Below are 20,964 nucleotides of genomic sequence, written 5' to 3'. Positions count from 1 at the left end.
TCTGCGCCATTGTTTGCAGGATGCGCAGTAGGAGTTGGACTTCTTTCACTCATTCTGACGATGAACTGCTGACATCTCCTGGGCGTCCACACATGCGTGTTGGGTCCAGTTGGGGCTTGAAAGAAAATTCTACAAAACAAATGATGCAAGAAAATAATCTACTACATACCCAGGGTAAGGCCGATTTATTGAAGATGATTCGAAGGTAAAATTAAAATTATGAGGCTTAAATTAACTAAAGTACTCAATAGATTCAAATTATGATAAGTATCACAATGGAAAGATGTAAAATAATTCATCTAAATCTATGTTGACTCATATGTACTACTTGTTTTGAATGTAATTCATACTTCAATGAATACAAAAAAGTGAATTGTGCAATTTATAGGTGTAAAAATGTCATCTAGTACTTTGAGTAATTCCCATCTGGTTCAAATAAGCGAGATTGCAGGTATTGGAGAGGCCAGATCTCAAGCAAAAATTGTAACTGGAAAGCTAGCTGACAGCTTTGCTGACGATCAAAAGATTCAAAAAAAACACTCAGATTTGCTCTCAGATTCATGAAAGTTTTTGCGCCGTAACAGATAGGCGTTTCATGACTGACAGCACCACTGCGCGGTGAGTTGTGAGCTTCTGTTGAGTTTTATTTTTTTACTTTTCCAAGGCCATTTCCCTTGACTTCAAACATCGATGATATTCTCCCTCTGTCGTCCTTACAGGAAGCCTTGCTCTTGCGGACGATCGAATATCCAGATGACGATGCTTATCTGGAAGAAGCGGTTGTACGCTTAAAACATCCCATAAATGTGGATCGGCTCCGCAATGTCCTCACAGCCTTATTCGATAGGCATGCCGGGCTTCGTGCACGCTTCCATTGGGAAGGATTGAGCCGTCCTGTACAAATGATCTTAAAGCCAGATGGAACAGCACCTTTCAGTGTCATTGATGTGTCTGGCAAAAAAAACTGTGATCTGGAAAATGCGCTTCAAGGATGGTTGGACAAGAGCAGAAGCAGCAATGATATTGCGCGTGCACCTATCCAGATTTGCCTAGTGCAAGGAAAGAAGAGTGCAGCGCTTGCACTATCATGGCACCACATCCTTCTTGATGGCTGGAGCCTTGCTATTTGCTTGAAGGAGATCTTTGAGGACTACTCAAAAGGGTTAGAGTGTACTCCGGAAAGGCTGCAGACCTCGCCGAAATCTCTCCTGCCGTCCAAAGACGCAATCCGACATGATGGCGAGTTTTGGAAGACTAACCTTCAATCTGCTGAACCTTCTTTTCTTATGGCATCAGGCACTCAGCCTGAACCGTGTGAAGCTACTTTAGTTAAAGAACAGCACACTAAAGAACTCGACTGTATTTCTCAGATTACCCGCTTCTGTTCGACTGTGTCGGTGACACCAGCTGCATTGTACTACACTGCTTGGGGGCTTCTTGTTCAAAGGTGGACGCATAGCTTTGAAGCATTGTTCGGTACGGTCTTTTCGGGTCGGAGCGCTGCCACCGTCAACTCAGATAAGACGGTTGGCATGTTCATCAACACCCTGCCGATACGGGTCGCGTTTGAGGGTTCCGATCGGGTCGATGAAGTCGTTCTGGCGACACAGACGCATATCCAAGATTGCTCGCAACATCAATCGGCTTCGCTAGCGGATGTCACGAAATTAGTCAATCCAGGTGCGCGAGGACGAGTTTTCGACTCGTTGTTTGTAGTTGAAAATTATCCATTAGACCCAGAGCTCCTTAGTAGCTCATCGGACCTAGTTCAAGCCGTGTCGTTAGATGAAACAACTGAGTTTCCCGTCACAGCAACAGTGCTCGAAATGGATGGGAAACTGCGGCTTGAGGTAACTACTCGGGACGTGCGCTCGCAAGGATTAGCAAGAACGTTCGCTGACCTGTGGTCTTGCCTGTTAGAACAGATGATTGCAGACCCCAAAGCGCAACTTGCAAGCTTGCAAAACCTGTCGGATGAAGAGCTTACTCTTCGTCAATCTGTATTCCATACAGCGGTTCAAGATCGTACTTTCTGTTCGATACTGGATCGGATCTGGTGCCAAGCAGAGCGATCTCCAGATCAGATCGCCTTGGTTGATGCAAAAAGGTCGATGACGTACCGGGCGATGATTGCAGACGTCGAACAAAAGGCGCAGGCTTTGGCAGCGCACGGAGTGCGACCGGGTGATCTTGTCGGAATTCTCACGGAACGTTCCGTCGAGACTATCCTTTGCCTCATGGCGATACATAGGGTTGGGGCAGCTTATGTTCCAATCTCTGGTGACTATCCCTCTGGGCGTATCTTGGAGATCCTCGAAGATTGCACACCAAAACTGGTTCTTACAAACTCAGACCACACTCTCTTGGAGTTGGAGGCGGCCTGCCCGTTTGTTCAGGTTCAAGATTTGCATATCAAAGAGCCTGTGGCCTCTTGGGAGCCGGACAAACCAAATCCAGATGACTTGGCTTATGTGATTTACTCGTCTGGGTCGACCGGGAAGCCAAAGGGTATCGCTGTGCAGTATCGAGCTATGCCCCGATTGGTGCTCGATCAGCAGGAGCTTCTACCCAGTCCAGGTGAAAGTGTCCTGTTGACGAGTGCCTTTGAGTTTGACGTTTCGGTTTTTGAGATGTGGTCGACACTTGCGCAAGGCGCCAAGCTGGTTGTGCCCTCATGGGTCGATCTTTTGGACAGTGACTTGCTGGCGCGCTGGGTAAAAGAAGAATCCATAACTCAAGCTTGGTTCATTACGTCGCTGTTTAATGCACATCTCTCATCAGGCGCGAAGTTTTTTGCGACGATGAAGAAGGTCATCATCGGTGGAGAAGCGCTGTCAACGTCCCACGTCCGGCAAGCACTAGAGGTTTTTCCGCACTTAGAGATATTGAATGGCTATGGTCCAACTGAGAACACTATCTTCACGACTTGTACGCCTTTGAGCCTACCTGTGGAAGAGCCGGTCCCAATTGGTTACGCCGTCAATGGAACAAGCCTGCAAGTTCTGGACTTAGACCAAAACCTATTGCCGGTAGGCGCTTTGGGTGCCCTGGCCGCTGGGGGAACTGGTGTTGCTGCAGGGTATTTGAATCGCCCTGAACTTGATCGGGCCCGTTTTGTTAATGATCCGTTCAATCCAGGCAAAAAGCGCTTTCTTACTGGTGATCTCGTCAGAGAGCGCACTGATGGATCCCTTTTGTATTATGGACGTGGTGATAGCCAGGTAAAGATCCGCGGCAATCGTCTGGACTTATCAGAGATTGAGCAACGGTTACTGGCGATTGAGGCCATCTGTGAGGCATCTGTTGTTCTCGTTAAACATCAAGACACTGAGCGCATTGTTGGCCTAATCCGGACTGAACAAGAGTTATCGAACTCAATCGTTCTCACTAAGCTTGCTGAGCATTTGCCGACTTGGGCGGTGCCTGAGCATCTGGTTCAGGTCAAGCAGCTCCCCACGCTTTCAAACGGGAAGCTCGACCGTTTGTTGGTAGCAAAACTTGCGCAAGAACATGTCAATGACCAACAAAAAGTGATCAGTCCCAACACTTTATCCTCAGAGCCGCCGAAGGGAAGCGGTATCGGGTCAGAAAGATCAACAGATCGAAACGCTATAGAACTAGCTGTGCGTTCTGCATGGGAAAAAGTACTGGACAAGACCGATATTCCTTACACGACGTCGTTTTTCGAGGCAGGTGGCACATCGCTGCACATCATCCGCTTGAAGAGTTTGTTGTCAAAGGCATTGGGGCGTTCGATTGCGGTCGCGGAGCTTTTTACTCACGTGACCATTGCTGATCAGGTGCGGCACCTGGAGGCTGCTGACGGATTAAGCCCCGCAAAGCCAGCGAGAAAATCGGAGATCAGAAGCACTCAGCCTGATGATGAAAGAGATTTTCGTCAAGATGATCTTGCGATTATTGGGATGGCTGGCCGCTTTCCCGGTGCTACCAATATTGATGAGCTTTGGGAGTTGGTGAAGAAGGGAAACTCGGCACTCCATCGCTTTAGTTGCGAAGATCTTATTGCCCATGGTGTTGCCCCTCAAGACCTTCTGGACGACAGCTATATTCCCATCAAAGGGCTTTTGGACGATGTCCATAAGTTTGATCCGACGTTTTTTGGGTATTCCGAGCGTCAGGCAAATTTAATGGACCCCCAAGTTCGCTTGTTGCACCAAGTTTGCTGGGACGCTCTGGAAGCGAGTGGTCAGAGCGATACTGACCACGGCACGCGGGTTGGCCTCTATGCTGGGATTTTGTCGAACCCGATATGGCTGAATGGAGTGATGGCTGGGGTTGATGGTGCGACGGAGTTATACGAAGCATCGAACTTGAACTTGCAGGCTCCCACTGCGCTGATCTCCCATTCATTGGGACTGACCGGACCATCGATGCAAATCGACACGGCGTGTTCGACCTCAGCGGTTGCGATCCATGTTGCCGCACAAGCAATACTGTCGTCTGACTGTGATGTTGCCTTGGCCGGAGCGTCTTCGATTGAAATGCCGGTTCGTCGAGGATATCGGCGCGTTGAAGGTATGATCCACTCTAAGGATGGCTACTGTCGTCCATTTGATGAGGCCGCATCTGGAACAGTGACTGGTGACGGTGTAGCTGTCATTGTCTTAAAGCGGTTAAGCGCAGCTATCCGGGACCATGATCAGATCCTTGCGGTTTTGAAGGCGAGCGCGATCAACAACGACGGTGACCGAAAGGTCAGTTACACGGCTCCCAGTGCGCTCGGACAGGCAGAAGTCATCAACGCCTGCCTCGATAAGGCGGGTATAGAACCAAGGACTATTGGTCTGGTCGAAGCGCACGGTACCGCCACGCCGCTTGGTGATCCAATCGAGGCAGCGGCACTGACCCAGGTATTTGCTACAGATGGTCAACCTGCCTGTGCCCTAGGTTCAATAAAAGGTACCATTGGACATTTGAACTCGACCGCAGGTGTCGCTGGTGTGATTAAGGCCATTTGTGCGTTACAGCATAAAACACTGCCGCCAAACCCCAACTTCAACCGCCTGAACCCAGAAATCAATGCGCAGACGCTGCCGTTCTTCTTTCCATCAAAAGCAACTGCTTGGGAAAAGACAAATGATACAGCACGGCGGGCAGTGATCAGCTCGTTCGGGATCGGCGGGACGAACGCACATATTGTTCTGGAAGAAGCGCCGGAGCGTGTTTCAGTCGAAGGAACGCGTGCATTCAAGAATGATGAAACCAAGCGAGCCGATAGACTACGCATCTATCCGTTCTCGGCATCTGACGATGCGTCGCTGAAACGGCGCATTCAAACCACGATAGGGGAGGCGGAGGCGCAAAGAGTATCCTGCGATGATGTCGAGTTTACCCTTCGCTCTAGCCGCCGTACGTTCGCGCACCGGGCAGTCGCTTTAGCCCGTCCAGTTGAGACCACGTTCACGCAAGATGAGATGCTGCTTGCAGATTGGGAACGCGGATGTGTTGCTGATCAACCTGCACAACCGGTGTTCCTATTTCCTGGGCAGGGTACACAGTACATAGGAATGGGACGTGGTCTTTATCGTAACGTCCCGCAATTTGCGAGAATTCTAGATGACCTTTTGGCCCGCTTAGAACCGCATATAGATTTTGATGCCCAGCATCTCATCTTTGAGGCGCCGATAGAAGAGGGGCTGCGGGATACTAAAATTGTCCAACCACTCTTGTTTACGCTGGAACTTGCGCTTGCGAAATGCCTGATGGCGATTGGTGTAACGCCAAAAGCAATGGTTGGGCACAGTTTGGGCGAGTTTACCGCTGCGACACTTGCCGGTGTTTTTGAGTTAAATGATGCATTGTCATTGGTTGCGTTGCGTGGCCGGTTGATGCAATCTCAGCCGACAGGGCATATGTATAGTCTGCCGATGTCTGAGGCTGAGATCGCCACTGTCCTTGAAGGTTGGCCAGACATTGAAGTTGCGACCATTAATATGGCGCAAGCCTGCGTTATTGCTGGCCCACAAGCGAAGCTGGCTGACTTCTTCGCACAAATGCCCGATCTCGCTAGTTCGGCGGTTCGCCTGCAAACATCGCACGCATTCCACACTCAAATGATGGACGGCATGCTGCCGGCTTTTAAAAAGGCGCTCCAGGCAATTACGTTAAGGGCACCAAGTATTCCGTATATTTCGAATGTAACGGGAACTTGGATTACTCCTGAACAGGCGATGGATCCGGATTATTGGTGCCAGCATACGCGCCAGGCTGTACGCTTTGCACAAGGTCTTTCAGAGCTGTTATCTGAGACCGGTTTGTTCATTGAGGTTGGTCCTCAAAATGTCCTATCTAATTTGGCAAAACGCCACGCAAGTTGGGATGTTAAATCGCATTCGGCGTTTGAGCTTTTACCTAAGGAACCAAGCCCTCCTGTAGATCAGGTTTCGCGTGATTGGCTACAGTTCAGCCGGACGCTCGCACAGCTTTGGTGCCGCGGTTGTAACTTGTCTTGGAGTGCTTTGGATGACCATTGTGATGGACAAAAGGTCAAAGTGCCAGGCTATCCATTTGCGCAACGGGCCTACTGGAAATTTGGCAATACATTCGAGCCTTTAACGCTACGGGACCGTAAGCGAGCGAGTAAGAGTGAGTGGGCACGTCAACCAGTCTGGACGGCGATGTCTACCACGGATGTTCGTCTGGCGCGCGGACATGAGCTTTGCGTAGTACCAATTGATCCGATGGCTACCGAAGCCACGAACCGCCTATGTGAGGTTCTAAAGAACCAAGGGATTGCCCATACTCATGTTAAACACAGGAGTGATGCGGCATTGGGGCGGAGTGGGACTGAGGCCGCGCCTTTATATTGGCTTTTGGTCGCAGAGTCACAAGCGGATCCGCTGGCGGATAGCGATGCCGCCAACGCATTGTTGGCGCAATATCTTGACCTTCTTAAGGGCGTGACTTCGCATTTCGGTCCGCATGACAAGATTTGTCTTTTAACTCATGGAGCCTTCCCGGTTCTGCAACAGGAAATAGCAAACCCCACAACACGTGCCATCGCTGGAGCAGCACTTCAAGCGCGCACTGAGCATGTGGGCCTGTCCATGTCTCAATGTGATCTTCCAGTTGGCGGGATCGCGCCGCAATGGCATATGACCTCCCTCCTGGCAGGGATGTTCGAAGGCCCGAACAAGCGGCCGTACTTGGCCTGTCGAGACGGTAAGCTCTTTGTCCGCGATGCTTGTCAGTTGAGCTATGCATTGTCAAAACGTACTGAGTTGCCGAGTGCACCAAAGGTTTGGGTCTTTGGAGGGCGTGGTGGCATCGGTTCAGCACTTGTCGAGTACTGGCTGACCCATCCCAAAGCTGAGGTATCAGTTTTTGTGCGAGGGGAAATTTCGCCGAGACAAGCAGCAGTGTTCCAACGCTTATCAGCCACTCACGGCTCGATGTGGAGGAGCGTCCGATTTGATGCCAACAATCGCGATGATTTGAAGATTATCGGCAATCATCTCCTGCAGTTTGGCAAGCCTGACCATATCGATTTTGCGATGGGCGTGGCTGGCTCTACGCTCCTGCATGCCTTAGACGAAAAAGCGTTGTCCAGGGAGCTATCTGCAAAAATCAATGGAACAGCTCTTTGCTTGGCTGAGTTGCAACGACATCGCGCTCTGCACGAAGAGCTCACGGTGAACTTTTGTTCATCGATTGCTTCAGAGGCAAGTGGGGGCCCCGGTCAGATTGCATATGGCGCTGCCAATGCTTGGTTAGACGCCATTGCGCACTATTGCTCCAAGACCTTCCATATCAACGCTTTGGCGTTGGGATGGGATACTTGGCGAGACCGCGGGATGGCTGCACGCCTAATCGGATCATCGTCTGCCGAAACTGAACCAGTTCCATTCTCTGAGCTTTTTTCAGGTGGAGCAGATGATATTTGGCCATCGCATGCATTGGGTCACAAGAACGTTAGAACATTGATCCGTCTGCAACGCTCAAACGATTGGATCGTGGAAGCTCACAAGTTGGGCGAGACGGGAGTTATGCCCGCGACTGGATATCTGTTTCTTGCGCTAGAAAGCGTGAAGGCTCTTGGGAGTGAGCTTGCAAACTTAGAAGAAGCCATTGTGCTTGCCCCCTTAAGCTTGGCTCAGGGCGAGGAGTGTTTGATCCGTGTGGACTGTGAGCAGGACGGTGATCACTTTAATATCGTAATTCGCTCTTGTTCGGACGCTTTTGATGACCAATGGACAACTCATTTTCAAGGCAAGGCTGCGATCGAACCGCCCGTTTATGTGAATGAGGCTGAACTTTCGCAAGATGTACAATTGTCTGACAGCAGACAGTTACAATCTGTACGCCTCCAGGACTTGCATACAACCGTCTTGAGTTATTCTGGCCCTTGGGAGTGTATCAAGAGTATTAAGTGCAATGCCGATATGTCGTTTGTTACGGCTGAACTGGCTATGCCGTCAAAATACTCACGGCAAACTGAGAGTATCCAGGTTCATCCAGCCCTTCTTGACGTGGCAATTGGGCTTCTCGACCGCGTTGCAGGAACCGGGTTGGATACAGTTCCGTTCTCGTTTGAAAAGCTGGCCGTGTCAGGACCTTTAGGTGCAACCGTCAAGGCGGAGATCACTGCGCAAAGCTGCGGTTCAGCGGTTCCGAGTTTTTCTATGGTTTTACATGGAGACACCGGCCATCGCCTAACATGCCAAGCTGTCATTAAGCGAAGAGTGGAAGTTGGTGTGCCTGAAGATGTCCAAGAACATCTTGTTAGAGGCTCATGGCGCACGCTTCCAACGAGTGCAAACTATGATCTGATCCAAGCCGAACCTGGCGTGCTGCAAAGCTTGGGTTTCGTTACTTGCGAGAAGACAGTGCTAGCAGCAGACGAAGTTGAAATCGAGGTCTTATCGTCTGGTCTCAGTTTCAAAGACGTGTTGTTTGCTGCAGGGCATTTACCGGAAAGTGCGGGCTTTACTAGTTTCGGGCTGGAATGTGCGGGGCGTGTCAACCGCGTCGGAAAAGATGTTTCGACCTTCCGCGTAGGTGATGGAGTTATGACGGTTGTGCCTGGCGCGTTCCGGCGTTTTTTGACGGTGCGTGAATGTTCTGTTGCAGCCATTCCAAGCAACAGTACATACGAATCCGCCGCTGCCTTGCCAGTTGCTTACCTAACGGCCCTTGTTGCTCTGCGCGAGCGGGCTAAACTCAAGCCTGGCGAAACAGTACTAATCCACTCCGCAGCCGGCGGTGTCGGATTGGCTGCCGTTCATATCGCAACGCACCTGGGCGCGAGCGTCTACACAACGGCTGGGACGGATGAGAAGAGACAGCGACTAGCAGATATGGGCACCACTGTTGTGGGGTCTACGCGCGATGAAAGTTTCGAAGCAGGTCTTTTGGCTGCCACCAACGGCAAAGGTGTAGATGTTGTTTTAAATGCTCTGACTGGGGAGCTTCTGGAAGCAGGTATGCGCTGCTTGTCTGTTGGTGGACGCTTTGTCGAAATGGGGGTTCAGGATATCTCATCTGGTCGCGGGTTGCCGATGGATCTGCTCAGCGGTGGCCGGCAGTTTATTCCCCTTGGAGACAGTTTGGATCCTGAAGCGTCGGGAGGAGCTTTAAGAGAACTCGTGCGCTTGGTGGAAGCTAGGGCCTTGCCACTCCTGCCTGCAACCACTTTCGGTGTAGATGAGGTTTGCGACGCATTCTCATATATGGCTGGCGCGCGGCATTTCGGCAAAATCACAATCACGCACCGTAACCGGGAGGTGATGAAACAGTTGAACGCGATCTTGGATGAGCGCGTCAACGGCGCCTTTGCTACGGGTTTTTCTGATGAAGAAGCTATTGAGTTGTTTGACAACTGGGCAGGGCGGTCAACTGCCTCGTCGCAGATCATCCTCAGTCCGCGCCCCCACGAGCAGTTGCACGAACAGATGCATAGCGAGCGTTCTACTGCATCTGCAGATACTGATCCGCTCAGGGCGGAACTTCGGCCGCGCCCAAATCTGACGTCTGAGTACAAAGCCGCGCGGTCGGAGATGGAAGAACGCTATGTGGCATTGCTCGAAAGCCACCTTGGCACTGCTCCAGTTGGAATTGATGATAACTTCTTTGAACTCGGTGCCACCTCACTCGATATTGTACAGATTGCTGGAAAATTGGCCAAGATCGAGGCCAGCAGTAAAGTCGTTGATTTTTACAAGTTCACCACAGTTGCGATGCTCGTCAAGCACTATGGGGCCGGTCAAGAAGAGCCAAGCTCCGTCTCTAATGCAACCGAAACGAACAAAACTGCCACCAAACCTAGACTGAGCGCCGTTGATGCCGTTCGCAACCGTGCCAAGACGGCGTCTCAAAAACGCGCCCAGAGTCGGAGGAAACGTGATGTCAGTAGCGTGTGATCCAACAGATTTTGGCATGGGCTTGGCGATTGTCGGAATGGCAGTCCGCCTTCCTCAAAGCGAGACCCTCGAAGATTACTGGCATACCATTGTCGGTAAGAAGGCGTGCCAGACTTGGTTCGACAAGGATGATCTGATTGATGAAGGTTGGGATCCAGAGCTTGTAAAAAATCCAGCTTTCATGCCAGTCAAGCCAGTGATTTCAGGCGTGGAGCATTTCGATGCTGACTTTTTCGGGTACAGCCGGGCAGAGGCGGCACATCTTGATCCGAAGACACGTGTCTTTCATGAGGTTGCTTATCATGCTTTGGAGCATGCGGGCTATGGTGGCAATATCAGATCAGAGATCCCAATTGGCGTCTTTGCTGGTGCGTCAGAGGACCCCGAATGGCTTCGCAGAACGTCTGCCATGCTTTCTCGAAACAGCGTTGAGCAGTTTGAACGTGGAGTTCTCGCACACAAGGACTTGTTAGCCCAACTTGTGGCGTTTCATCTTGATCTGCATGGCCCGGCATACACATTGTACACCGCCTGTTCCACATCATTAGCAGCGGTACATATGGCTGCGCAGAGCCTTTTGTTCGGCGAGTGTGATGTTGCTATTGCTGGCGGTGTCACAATAGATCTGCCCATAAAGTCAGGCTATTTGGCGCAAGAGGGCATGATCCACTCTCTTGACGGGTATTGCCGGCCGTTTGATGCCGCCGCAAAGGGCACGCTGTTTGGCGATGGCGCTTGTGCGGTGGTCTTGAAGCGCCTTCAAGATGCTGTGGCTGATAGAGATCACATTCACGCTGTCGTACGGGCTGTTAGTGCAAACAACGATGGACATCGAAAAGTTGGTTTCTCCGCGCCCAGCCTGCAAGGTCAAAGTGATCTGATTAGCACAACTTTGGCTATGGCTGACGTTGATCCAAGCACTATCGGATATGTCGAAACACACGGGACCGGGACAGTCATTGGCGATCCGGTTGAGTTTGATGCTTTGGTTGAGGCGTTCGGCACGACGCTAGGACAACGATGTGCGCTCGGTTCTGTGAAAGCCAACATTGGTCATACGCATGCCGCTGCTGGGGTCGCCGGTTTAATTAAGAGCGTCCTCGCCATCGAGAACGCCACAGTGCCGCCTATGGCGCATTTTCAGGCACCAAATCCCAACATGGCGCTGGAGCAAAGCCCTTTTTATATTCCAACTGAACCTCAGGTTTGGCCAGCTGAAATGACACCTCGGCGGGCGGCGGTCAGTTCTTTTGGGATTGGTGGTACTAATCTTCACGCTATTATCGAGCAAGCACCTAACTTTCCAACCCCTTCAGCTTCGCAAGGCCCATTAGTCTATCCAGTCTCAGCTCAGACAGAAGACGTTGCTAAGGAGCTGGCAGAGCGCCTGCAAGCGCAGTTGAGCACGTTATCCAAAAGGGATGATTTTAGTCGTCTGGCATTTTGCCTTCAAACCAAACGCAGAGAGTTTCCTTATCGTCTTGCAATTGTTGTGAGTGAGGGAAAGGAAGGACAGTGGCTCTTTGAGAAAGTAGAGCCTACTTGCGGTGCAAATGAGGTGTCAGGTTCTGTCTTACGATTGAGGCATGAAAACGCGGTCGCGCTGAGTGCCTGTGAACGCGATACACTGGTATCTCAAGCCAAGACGCTGATTTCGGCTGTGCCATCGATCACGTCTATTGCGGGTCAAGGCGATATGTTGTGGCTCGCAGCGGCCGTTGCTGGTGTGATGGAAAGTGAAGGTATTCTTTCGGCATTGGCCTTTGCACAGTCTGGTGCGTTGCCTACTGTTCCATCACGCCACCACACACCCTTCATAGTGCTGAGCGATATCAATGGGATCGCAATAACTCCCGATCAATTGGCTGATGATGGGTTCTGGATTGGGCAGCTGACTAACACGGCGCAAGCGCATCCGGCCTGTTCAGAGAATAAAAGAACTGTCGGTGGACATGGCTTAACCTTCGGCCTGGCAGAAACCCAATCACCTGGTCTTGAGCGCCTTCTTGCAGAACTGTGGGTCAACGGAGGTGCAATCGATTGGCGGGTCTTTCACAGTAACGGTGTACCGTCTCACCTTGCCGGACCGAATTACCCCTTCTCCAGAACGCCATTTCCGGTACCTCCTGCCGTATCTCAACAGGTAAGTCCAAGCTCAGACAGCGCACTGCCAAAAGAACTCACGAGTGTCAACGCACGTCCTGATCTTTCCTCCACATTTCGTCCCGCTGAAAACCAGACCGAACTCCTCGTCACTGGTTTGATGGAACAGATGCTCGGCATTGCACCGGTCGGAATGGATGATGATTTTTTCGAGTTAGGTGGTCACTCCCTTTTAGCCACCAAACTGGCAATCGCAATCGAAAAGAGCTTCGGCACGGTCTTAGAGATCGCCAACTTTCTTGAGGTTCCAACTGCAGCTTCGATCTGCAGCTTTCTTGCCAGCGCAACTCCAGCTCAGTTCCCTTACAACCATGGAAATGAGGAAGCAAACACATGAGTTCTCAGGTCAATAGCGACTTATCGGTCCTGTCCAAGCAAACAGTATGTGAGCCAATCTCCGAACTCGTCGCGGTCATCGGCGCCGGTACAATGGGTACTGGGATCGCGCATGACCTTGCTTTGCATGGGTTGGATACTGTTGTTGTAGATATCAACTCAGATCAGCTTGATATCTGTGCCAAGAACATCAAGCAGAACCTACGCCTGTATCAGATGCATGAAGTGCACGGGAAGCTAACGGTACCGCGCGAGACCATTTTGGAACGGTTGACATTCACCACATCGCTGGAGGACGTCGCGGACGCAGGGTTCGTCATCGAAAATGTCACCGAAGATTGGGACATTAAGCAGCAAGTTTATCAAAAGATGGCTGAAGTTTGTGGGCCAGAGACTGTCTATGGCGTTAATACTTCGGCCATTTCGATAACTCAGGTCGCTAGCTTGATGCCGGTGCCAGAGAATGTCGTCGGTGTGCATTTGATGAATCCGGTGCCGCTCAAGCCGATGGTTGAACTTATCCGTGGTTTTCGCAGCAGCGAGGGCGCTCTAAATCGTATGCGTGCTCTGTTGGCGCGGTTGAATAAAGAGAGCATTACCGTCGAGGACTCACCCGGTTTTGTTACCAACCGAGCCATGATGATCTTCGTCAACGAGGCCATCTTCATGGTCCAAGAACACGTCGCATCACCCTCTGACGTCGATACACTATTCAAGTCCTGTTTTGGCCACAAGATGGGGCCGCTTCAGACGGCCGATTTGATTGGTCTCGACACGATTCTTAAGTCGCTGGAGGTTCTTTACGAGGGCTTCAATGACAGCAAGTTTCGCCCCTGTTTTCTGCTCAAGAAAATGGTCAGTGCCGGCAAAATGGGCATGAAGTCCGGATCCGGTTTTTATGAGTACACACAATAAGCCTCGGAGATACTCTCATGGAAAACATTAGAGCACAGATCCGCGAATTCCTGTCTCGTGCGACCAATGGTGCCGCGATTGAAGACAACACGAACATATTCGAACTGGGATTAGCGCACTCGTTGTTCACCGTTCAGATGATCTTGTTCATCGAAGGTAAGTTCGGGATCGAACTCGAACTGGATGACATCAAACCAGAAGATATCAGCACAATTGCCAAAATCTCCGAACTGATCTCAACACATTTAGTGGCAGAAAATCGGGAGTTGGAACATGCAGCCTCCTGACAATCTTACTCAGTTCCAGGCCAACGTACGTGCCTTTGTCGAAAAGACGCTTTTGCCAGAAGTGAGTAAGATCGACGAAGCCGAGCAAATCGACCGTTCGCTAATTCAAGCGATGGCCAATCAAGGATTTTTGGGAGCGTCGATCAAGAAGAAGAATGGCGGGCAGGCTCTACCCTCTGATCACCTGATGGTGCTGCATAAGGAAGTGGCACGCGCGCATGGTTCTTTGGAGAATCTCGTGACGGTGACCGGCATGGTTGCAGCTGCGGTGGAGCGTTTTGCCAAGTCCGATCTGATACGTGACTACCTTAAGGCACTGGCTAAAGGCGAGTTGATCGGCGGTTTTGCGATGACCGAGCCCAATATCGGCAGCAATTTGAGCCATGTGGAAACCACCATCACACGCGATGGCGATGACTATGTGATCAATGGCGTCAAGACGTGGATCACTTTGGCCCAAATCGCAGATTTCTTTGTCGTCCTTGGTCGCACGCGTGACAACCACACCCAGGTCATTTTGGTTGATCGCTCGACGCCAGGTCTGAGTGTGGAACCGATCCGCGGGATGATTGGTCTGAGGGCCAATATGCTTGGCACGGTAACGTTTGATCAATGTCGAGTGCCTGCTCATTATCTTTTAGGCAGCGAAACTCAAGGATTGGCATTATCAGCGACGTTTGGCCTGCATGAGGGACGCTTTACAACGGCTTGCGGATGCCTTGGCCTGGCTGACGCTGCTCTGGAAGTGATGACTGAGCGGTGTATCTCACGCCAGCAGGCGGGCAAGCCACTTTACCGGCATCAGCTGGTTCAAAAGATGCTCTCGGAGACCTTGGTCGCGGTAATGTCTGCGCAAGAGCTGGTCAATCGCGCTGCTGAAGCTCGCGATATGGCCTCACCAGACATGGTGCAAGCGATTATGATCGCGAAATATGCGGCCTCCCAAGCTGCTCGTCTGGCCAGCAATAACGCGGTTCAGTTGTTGGGAGCCTCTGGGTGCCACGCCGTCAATCATGCCGAGCGTTACTTTCGCGATGCAAAGGCGATGGAGATTATCGAAGGCACGACGCAAATCCATGAAATTCAGATCGCGTTGGCATACATCGCAACGAATGTTGAACGGGCCGCAGCATGACACATCTTGCATTCATATTCCCCGGTTCCGGATCACAGTATCCGGCAATGGCATCGCGCTTGATCAAGAACCATGACTTGATCAAGGAGCTGTTTGTTGAAGCGTCAGATGTTCTCGGATGGGACTTGACCGATCTTTGTACTAAGGGCGGGTTGACGAAGCTTAGCAAAACTAAATTTCTGTTCCCAGCTTTGCACGTCACAAATGTTGCTCACTTCAAGGCAGCCATCCTGGAATATGAATGCAAGCCAACAGTTATGCTTGGTCACAGTTTAGGTGAGTACTCGGCACTTACTTGTGCCGGAGCGATGTCTTTTGCTGATAGTGTCAAAGTGGTCGCTAGACGCGCAGAAATTGCAGCAAAAGCTCAAGCGGCTGCGGTCTCTGCAACAACGATTTTTAAGAATACGGATCTGGAGACAGTTCGCAAAACGCTTGAAGAGGTGCGTGCGCAAACAGATGCCCTGGTGAGCCTTGCATGCATCAATAGTGACACGCAATTTATGGTGACGGGCGAAGCCAAGGCAGTGTTGCTGGCTGAGCAGTCTCTCTTAGCTTCTGATGGTAGTGCCGAGGTTGTACCACTGTATGGCGGTGCACCTTACCATAGTAGTCTTATGACACCTTACGTTGCAGAGTTACGCAGCGCATTAGAAATGGTAACGTGGCAATCACCGCAGATTTCCGTGATTTCCAGTGCGACCGCGAACAAAGTTGAGACGCCTGATGCCATTAAGGATGCTCTAGCACGGCAGCTTGATCATACTGTATTATGGCGGGATTGTATTGAGCGGATCAAAGATGAGGGCATTTCCTGCGTCGCCGAAGTTGGTCCACAAAGCGTTTTGAAAAACCTGCTTTTGGAGACGAACTATCCAGGTGTAGTTCTGGCTCATGATGACCAATCGGACAAGCTAAAACTGGCAGAGTTTGGTAATCCGCCAAAGACTGAGACACCCGAAAAAACCATTATGAGTGCAGTGGAGCGCTCGTTTCGCTCATATCCAGATGCTGTGGCTGTTCGTTGTGAAACGGGCAATCTGACGTACTGTGAGTTGGATAAGAAATCCAGCCATCTAGCTCATAAACTGAGAAGCCTCGGCGTTGGCAAAGACACGCCAACGGCCGTTTCAATGCCGCGCAGCTCTGATATGATTGTCGCTATATTCGCGATTTTGCGTGCAGGCGGGGCTTACTTACCAATCAATGCCCATCACCCTGTTGACCGTGTGCAGACCATTTTGCGTGATAGTGGTGCCGTTGGGCTAATCACAGACACGACCGATCGCTTAGACGTATCGTTTGATGGGTTCAGCCTCGCAATGGATGTCTACGATTGGGGCGCTCCGGTCGTAAGTGGTGAGCTGCCCGAACCACAGCCAGAAGACTTGGCGTACATAATTTACACCTCGGGTTCTACCGGGCGGGCAAAGGGTGTTTGTACAGAACACGCGGCGCTCAGCAATCGCCTTGACTGGATGCAAGAAGCTTATCCAATAGGTCCCGCTGACACGATACTCCAGAAGACTGTTACGACGTTTGATGTCTCGCTTTGGGAGTTGCTTTGGTGGGCTATGGAGGGTGCGAGTGTTGCTCTGCTGCCATCCGGGAAAGAGCATGATCCGAGGGCAATCTCTCGTAGTATTCGCACCCATAACGTTACTATTATTCACTTCGTGCCATCAGTATTTGAGCTGTTTCTGACCTATGAGGAGATCAAAGGACGTCCCGAAGAGCTTTCCAAGCTTCGGTTCATTTTTACAAGTGGCGAGAAGCTCTTGGTTGAAGCGGTTCAACGGTTCCATACGCTGACACAGAACCAACCAAGTATTGCGCTGGTTAATCTATACGGCCCTACTGAAGCGGCAATAGACGTGACCTATTTCAATTGCGTACGCGGCCAGGTCCTGTCCGATGTTCCAATTGGTAAACCGATTACAGGAATCGAACTGCACATTGTCGATGAGGCTCTTAAACCCATAGACGGTGAAGGGGAGTTGCTAATTTCTGGTGTTGGTTTGGCGCGAGGATATTTGAATGCAGAAGAACTGACAAATGCAGCCTTCGTAAATGTCCCAGCATTAAATGGTCTACGCGCCTATCGCACAGGTGACTTAGTCACGAAAGACAGCAAAACTGGTAACTATCACTATATCGGTCGTAATGACTTCCAGATCAAGCTACGTGGATTGCGTGTTGAGCTTGGTGAGATCGAGCATGTGATTTTGCAAAGCCACGGTGTTACGTCAGCATGTGTTTACGCTGACACGGATAACCCCATGTCACAAAACATCTTCGCGTCAATTGTTGGTGATGGTGAAGTTGATATTGATGACGTGCAGCTGAACCTCTTGAATGCGCTACCTGAGTATATGATCCCAAGCAGACTGCTCTTGTTAGATGCAATGCCACTGTCCAAAAATGGGAAGTTGGATCGCAAGGCACTTTTAGCTCAAGCTAAAAGCGTTCAGGGCGTGACAGTGGACCTTCGTAAAGCAAGTGATGTTGGTGGGAAGGCTATACAGGCTCAAGAAGCTATCCCTCTGATAAATGGGCAGAATGCAATGTGGGTTGCACAACAACTGCACCCTGATCGTAGCCTGTTCACCTCTCCGATAATGCTCAAGCTGAAGGGCATTTTGGACGTGGACCAGTTGTCCAAAGCAGTGGAACTGACCGTTGCCCGCCATGGGCAGCTGCGCTCAGGTATTTCTTCTGATCGCTCTGTTCAAGTTACAAATGCTTTTTTGCCCAAACTTGAGTGTCTTAGTACGCTGCCAGCAGGCTACAAGGCAGGCACACCACTTCCATTTGCGACGGGGCGCTATGACATAGAGCGACCTTTGGTTCGATTTGTCTTGGTTAAGCTAGCGCAGGATGAATACTTGCTACAGATTGATCTGGATCACATCCTTTGTGACGGTTGGTCTAAGGCGGTTCTGATTGATGATTTGCTCGGGTTTTATTATGACACCCCGACCGAAATGCCGGGCAAAACATACATTGATCATGTGTCCCAGTTAGCAGAGTTTGCATCTTCCGAAAAATATGACCGACAGCTTGATTTCTGGTTGAAAAAACTCTCAGGGGATCTGCCAGTTCTGAGCTTACCTTTTGATCGGCGCCGGCCATCGCTTTCTGCCCGGACTGGCTCATTCGTTGATTTTTCACTGCCATTAGAAACAACAAAAACCCTGAAAGGTGTCGCAGCACGTAATCGCGTTAGCTTTTATAATGTTCTTTTGGCGGCGTATGCCCTCTTTTTGAATAAGCATACAAGCCAGGCCGATATCATTATTGGCATCCCTATGGCTGGGCGATTTGAGGCAGCTTATGAACGAACATTCGGGCTTTTTGTAAACAGCCTTCCCCTTCGCTTAGACATTGATATTTCGCTTTCATTTTCCCAGTTGCTGGAAAAGATCAAGAGTGAAAGCCTGAATCTCATTCGAAATGGTTCGATAGGGTTTGAAGATATTGTCAAGACAGTCAAACCCCGGCGACAGGGGTCTGCCTTTCCAATCTATCAGACGTCTTTCCAGCTTGACAGTTTGCCGGTGCCGGATCTGAAAAGAGACGCACTAGAGGCTGACGTCCTGTTGAATGATACAGGTATTTCTCTTTTAGATTTGTCGATCAGTCTTCATGAAACAGGCGATGGTCTGCAAGGTACTTTTGAGTACGATGACGAGCTTTTTGATCGAGAAACAATCGAACGCTTTGCTGCGCGGTATCGTTGTCTCCTTGAGGCGATTGCAAAAGACGAGACGGTTGAATGTGCAGATCTTTCAATCATGTGCGCGCAAGATTTTGAGGCTTATGAACGACTAAATGCACGTTGTTTGACCAAACCCGCCCACTCCTCGCTTTGGCCCTTACTCAAATCTGCTCTTTCTGAAAAGGGAGACGCGATTTGTATTAAAGACAAGGGTGACGAGGTTAGTGGTAAATCGCTTTTGTCGGCAGTGTACCGTTTTACCAGTAAGCTTGCTGATTGTGGCGTGGTCCCGGGGTCGCGCGTCGCTAGTGTGATGGAGTCCGGCCTCCCAGCAATTGTGGCACAGCTGGCAACTTTTTGTATCGGGGCCGTCTGGGTCCCGGTTGATCCCAAATCTCCGGCTGATCGGTTGGCGCACGTGTTGAATGAGTGCGAGCCGCTTGTTTTGCTACTCGATTCAGCAAGCGCCGAGTTCTACGGTAAGACAAGTCCCGTCCTTGAAGGTCAAACTTTGATTGAGGTGGAACCTCTTCAGGCTCAGGACTTGCGAGTGTCGTCCGATGATGAAGACCCAAGCTTTGAGGTTCCAATCTCAAGTGATGCAGTGATCTTGTTTACGTCTGGTAGTACGGGTCGGCCCAAGGGTGTTCGGCTGACACATCAAGGACTTGCGATCTTGGTGGAGTCCTTTCTGGAAAGTTATGACATCACAAATCAAGATGTTCTGCTTCCGGTTACCTCGGTTGGCTCTGCAAGTTATTTGGGAGAAGTGTTGCCAATCCTCATCGGGGGCGGACAGCTCTTGCTTGTCGATCAGATGACAGCTCTCGACATAGACGCAACACTCAATGCCATAAAGCAGGATCACGTTACCATACTGAGCACAGTTCCAGGGCTCCTGGACCGCCTCAACAAGGCCGTTACCAAAGACGATACTCGTTTTGAAAGCGTGCGTTGGTTGTTAAGTGGTGGTGAAGCACTGAATTTCAGTCAGGTCGACAATCTGATCAACCATGCAAGGGTGGTGAACGGCTATGGTCTGACTGAGGCGACGATTTGTTCGACCTTCTACGAAGTGTCGGCGGCCGACAACAACACCGTGGGTCCATTGCCGATTGGCACGACGGTGTCAGAGACCGATGCGATTTTGCTCACTGAGAACGGAACCAAAGCGCCAATTGGCGTTAATGGCGAACTGTATCTTTCCGGACAAGGTCTTGCAGCAGGATATTTGCGGGAGGAGCAAACGGACAAAGCCTTTGTGGCACTCCCTCAAACCTCAGATCAAGTTTTCCTGCGCACTGGAGATCGTGTCCGGATGAGACCGGATGGGTGTTTGGATTATCTGGACCGTGTGGATCGGCAGGTCCAAATTCGTGGCCATCGAGTTGAACTCGGCGACATTGAAACGGTGTTGATGGGGCATCCGGAAATCGAGAGAGCCCATCTCGTCTTACACGAAGTACAAGGTGGTGCAAGAGACGCACAAGTGTTGTCGGCCTTCTACACGACCAAAACACAAGTGACAGTTGCTGATAGTGATTTGCGGGCTTTTGTTTCTGCTAAACTTCCGGCCTATATGGCCCCAGCTGCTTTTATCTTTCTCAAAGATTTGCCGCTGTCATTGAATGGCAAAGTTGATGAGGCGCAGTTGCCAACTGCACAAGCAACAGTTCAATCGATGGCCAGGCAGGAGCTCTGTCCGCCCCGAACGGATGTCGAAAAGAAGTTAGCTACCATTTGGGAAGACCTATTAGGCGGTGTTCAGCCTGCTGCTGATGCCAATTTCTTCGAACTGGGTGGCAACTCACTACTGCTCACAGACCTACAGCACCAAATCGCACGTGAGTTTACAACGAAGATTGAGTTAGTCGAGCTTTTTTCAAACCCAACAATTCAGTCGCAAGCCAAGCTGCTCGATACCTCCAGCACACTCGAGCCAACACATGAGCATGCTCCCGACAGTGCGATCGTGAGGAAATCTGCATTTGCCCCCAACCGATGGAAGCCAGCGGTAAACGCCTAGAGGGA

General features: G+C 50.7%; 6 protein-coding genes. All 6 read left to right on the top strand.

What is annotated here, in order from left to right; translation table 11 throughout:
- The first annotated feature begins 674 nt into the window (after window positions 1–674).
- From PSE_RS16260 to PSE_RS16235, 6 genes are read left to right on the top strand one after another with little or no spacing between them, the layout of a single operon-like run.
- On the top strand, window positions 675–10,379 hold the full coding sequence (locus PSE_RS16260; protein WP_014285871.1) for a hybrid non-ribosomal peptide synthetase/type I polyketide synthase: 9,705 nt from the start codon (window positions 675–677) through the stop codon (window positions 10,377–10,379).
- Window positions 10,363–12,879 (top strand): polyketide synthase, encoded by a 2,517-nt coding sequence (locus PSE_RS16255; protein WP_014285870.1) that lies wholly within the window; start codon window positions 10,363–10,365, stop codon window positions 12,877–12,879. Before PSE_RS16260 ends, PSE_RS16255 begins: the two co-directional genes overlap by 17 nt.
- Window positions 12,876–13,793 (top strand): 3-hydroxyacyl-CoA dehydrogenase family protein, encoded by a 918-nt coding sequence (locus tag PSE_RS16250; protein WP_014285869.1) that lies wholly within the window; start codon window positions 12,876–12,878, stop codon window positions 13,791–13,793. Before PSE_RS16255 ends, PSE_RS16250 begins: the two co-directional genes overlap by 4 nt.
- Window positions 13,794–13,810: 17 nt before the next feature.
- Entirely contained in the window at window positions 13,811–14,080 is a 270-nt protein-coding gene (locus PSE_RS16245; protein WP_014285868.1) for an acyl carrier protein, read from the top strand.
- Window positions 14,067–15,215, top strand: coding sequence for an acyl-CoA dehydrogenase family protein (locus PSE_RS16240; protein ID WP_014285867.1), 1,149 nt, complete (start codon window positions 14,067–14,069; stop codon window positions 15,213–15,215). Before PSE_RS16245 ends, PSE_RS16240 begins: the two co-directional genes overlap by 14 nt.
- Entirely contained in the window at window positions 15,212–20,959 is a 5,748-nt protein-coding gene (locus PSE_RS16235; RefSeq protein ID WP_051125927.1) for a non-ribosomal peptide synthetase, read from the top strand. Before PSE_RS16240 ends, PSE_RS16235 begins: the two co-directional genes overlap by 4 nt.
- Window positions 20,960–20,964: the final 5 nt, after the last annotated feature.

The sequence above is a fragment of the Pseudovibrio sp. FO-BEG1 genome (genome assembly GCF_000236645.1).
In the GTDB taxonomy this organism is placed as follows: domain Bacteria; phylum Pseudomonadota; class Alphaproteobacteria; order Rhizobiales; family Stappiaceae; genus Pseudovibrio.
The sequence above is the reverse complement of the archived record's forward strand: the minus strand, read 5'-3'. Positions and strand labels throughout refer to the sequence as shown.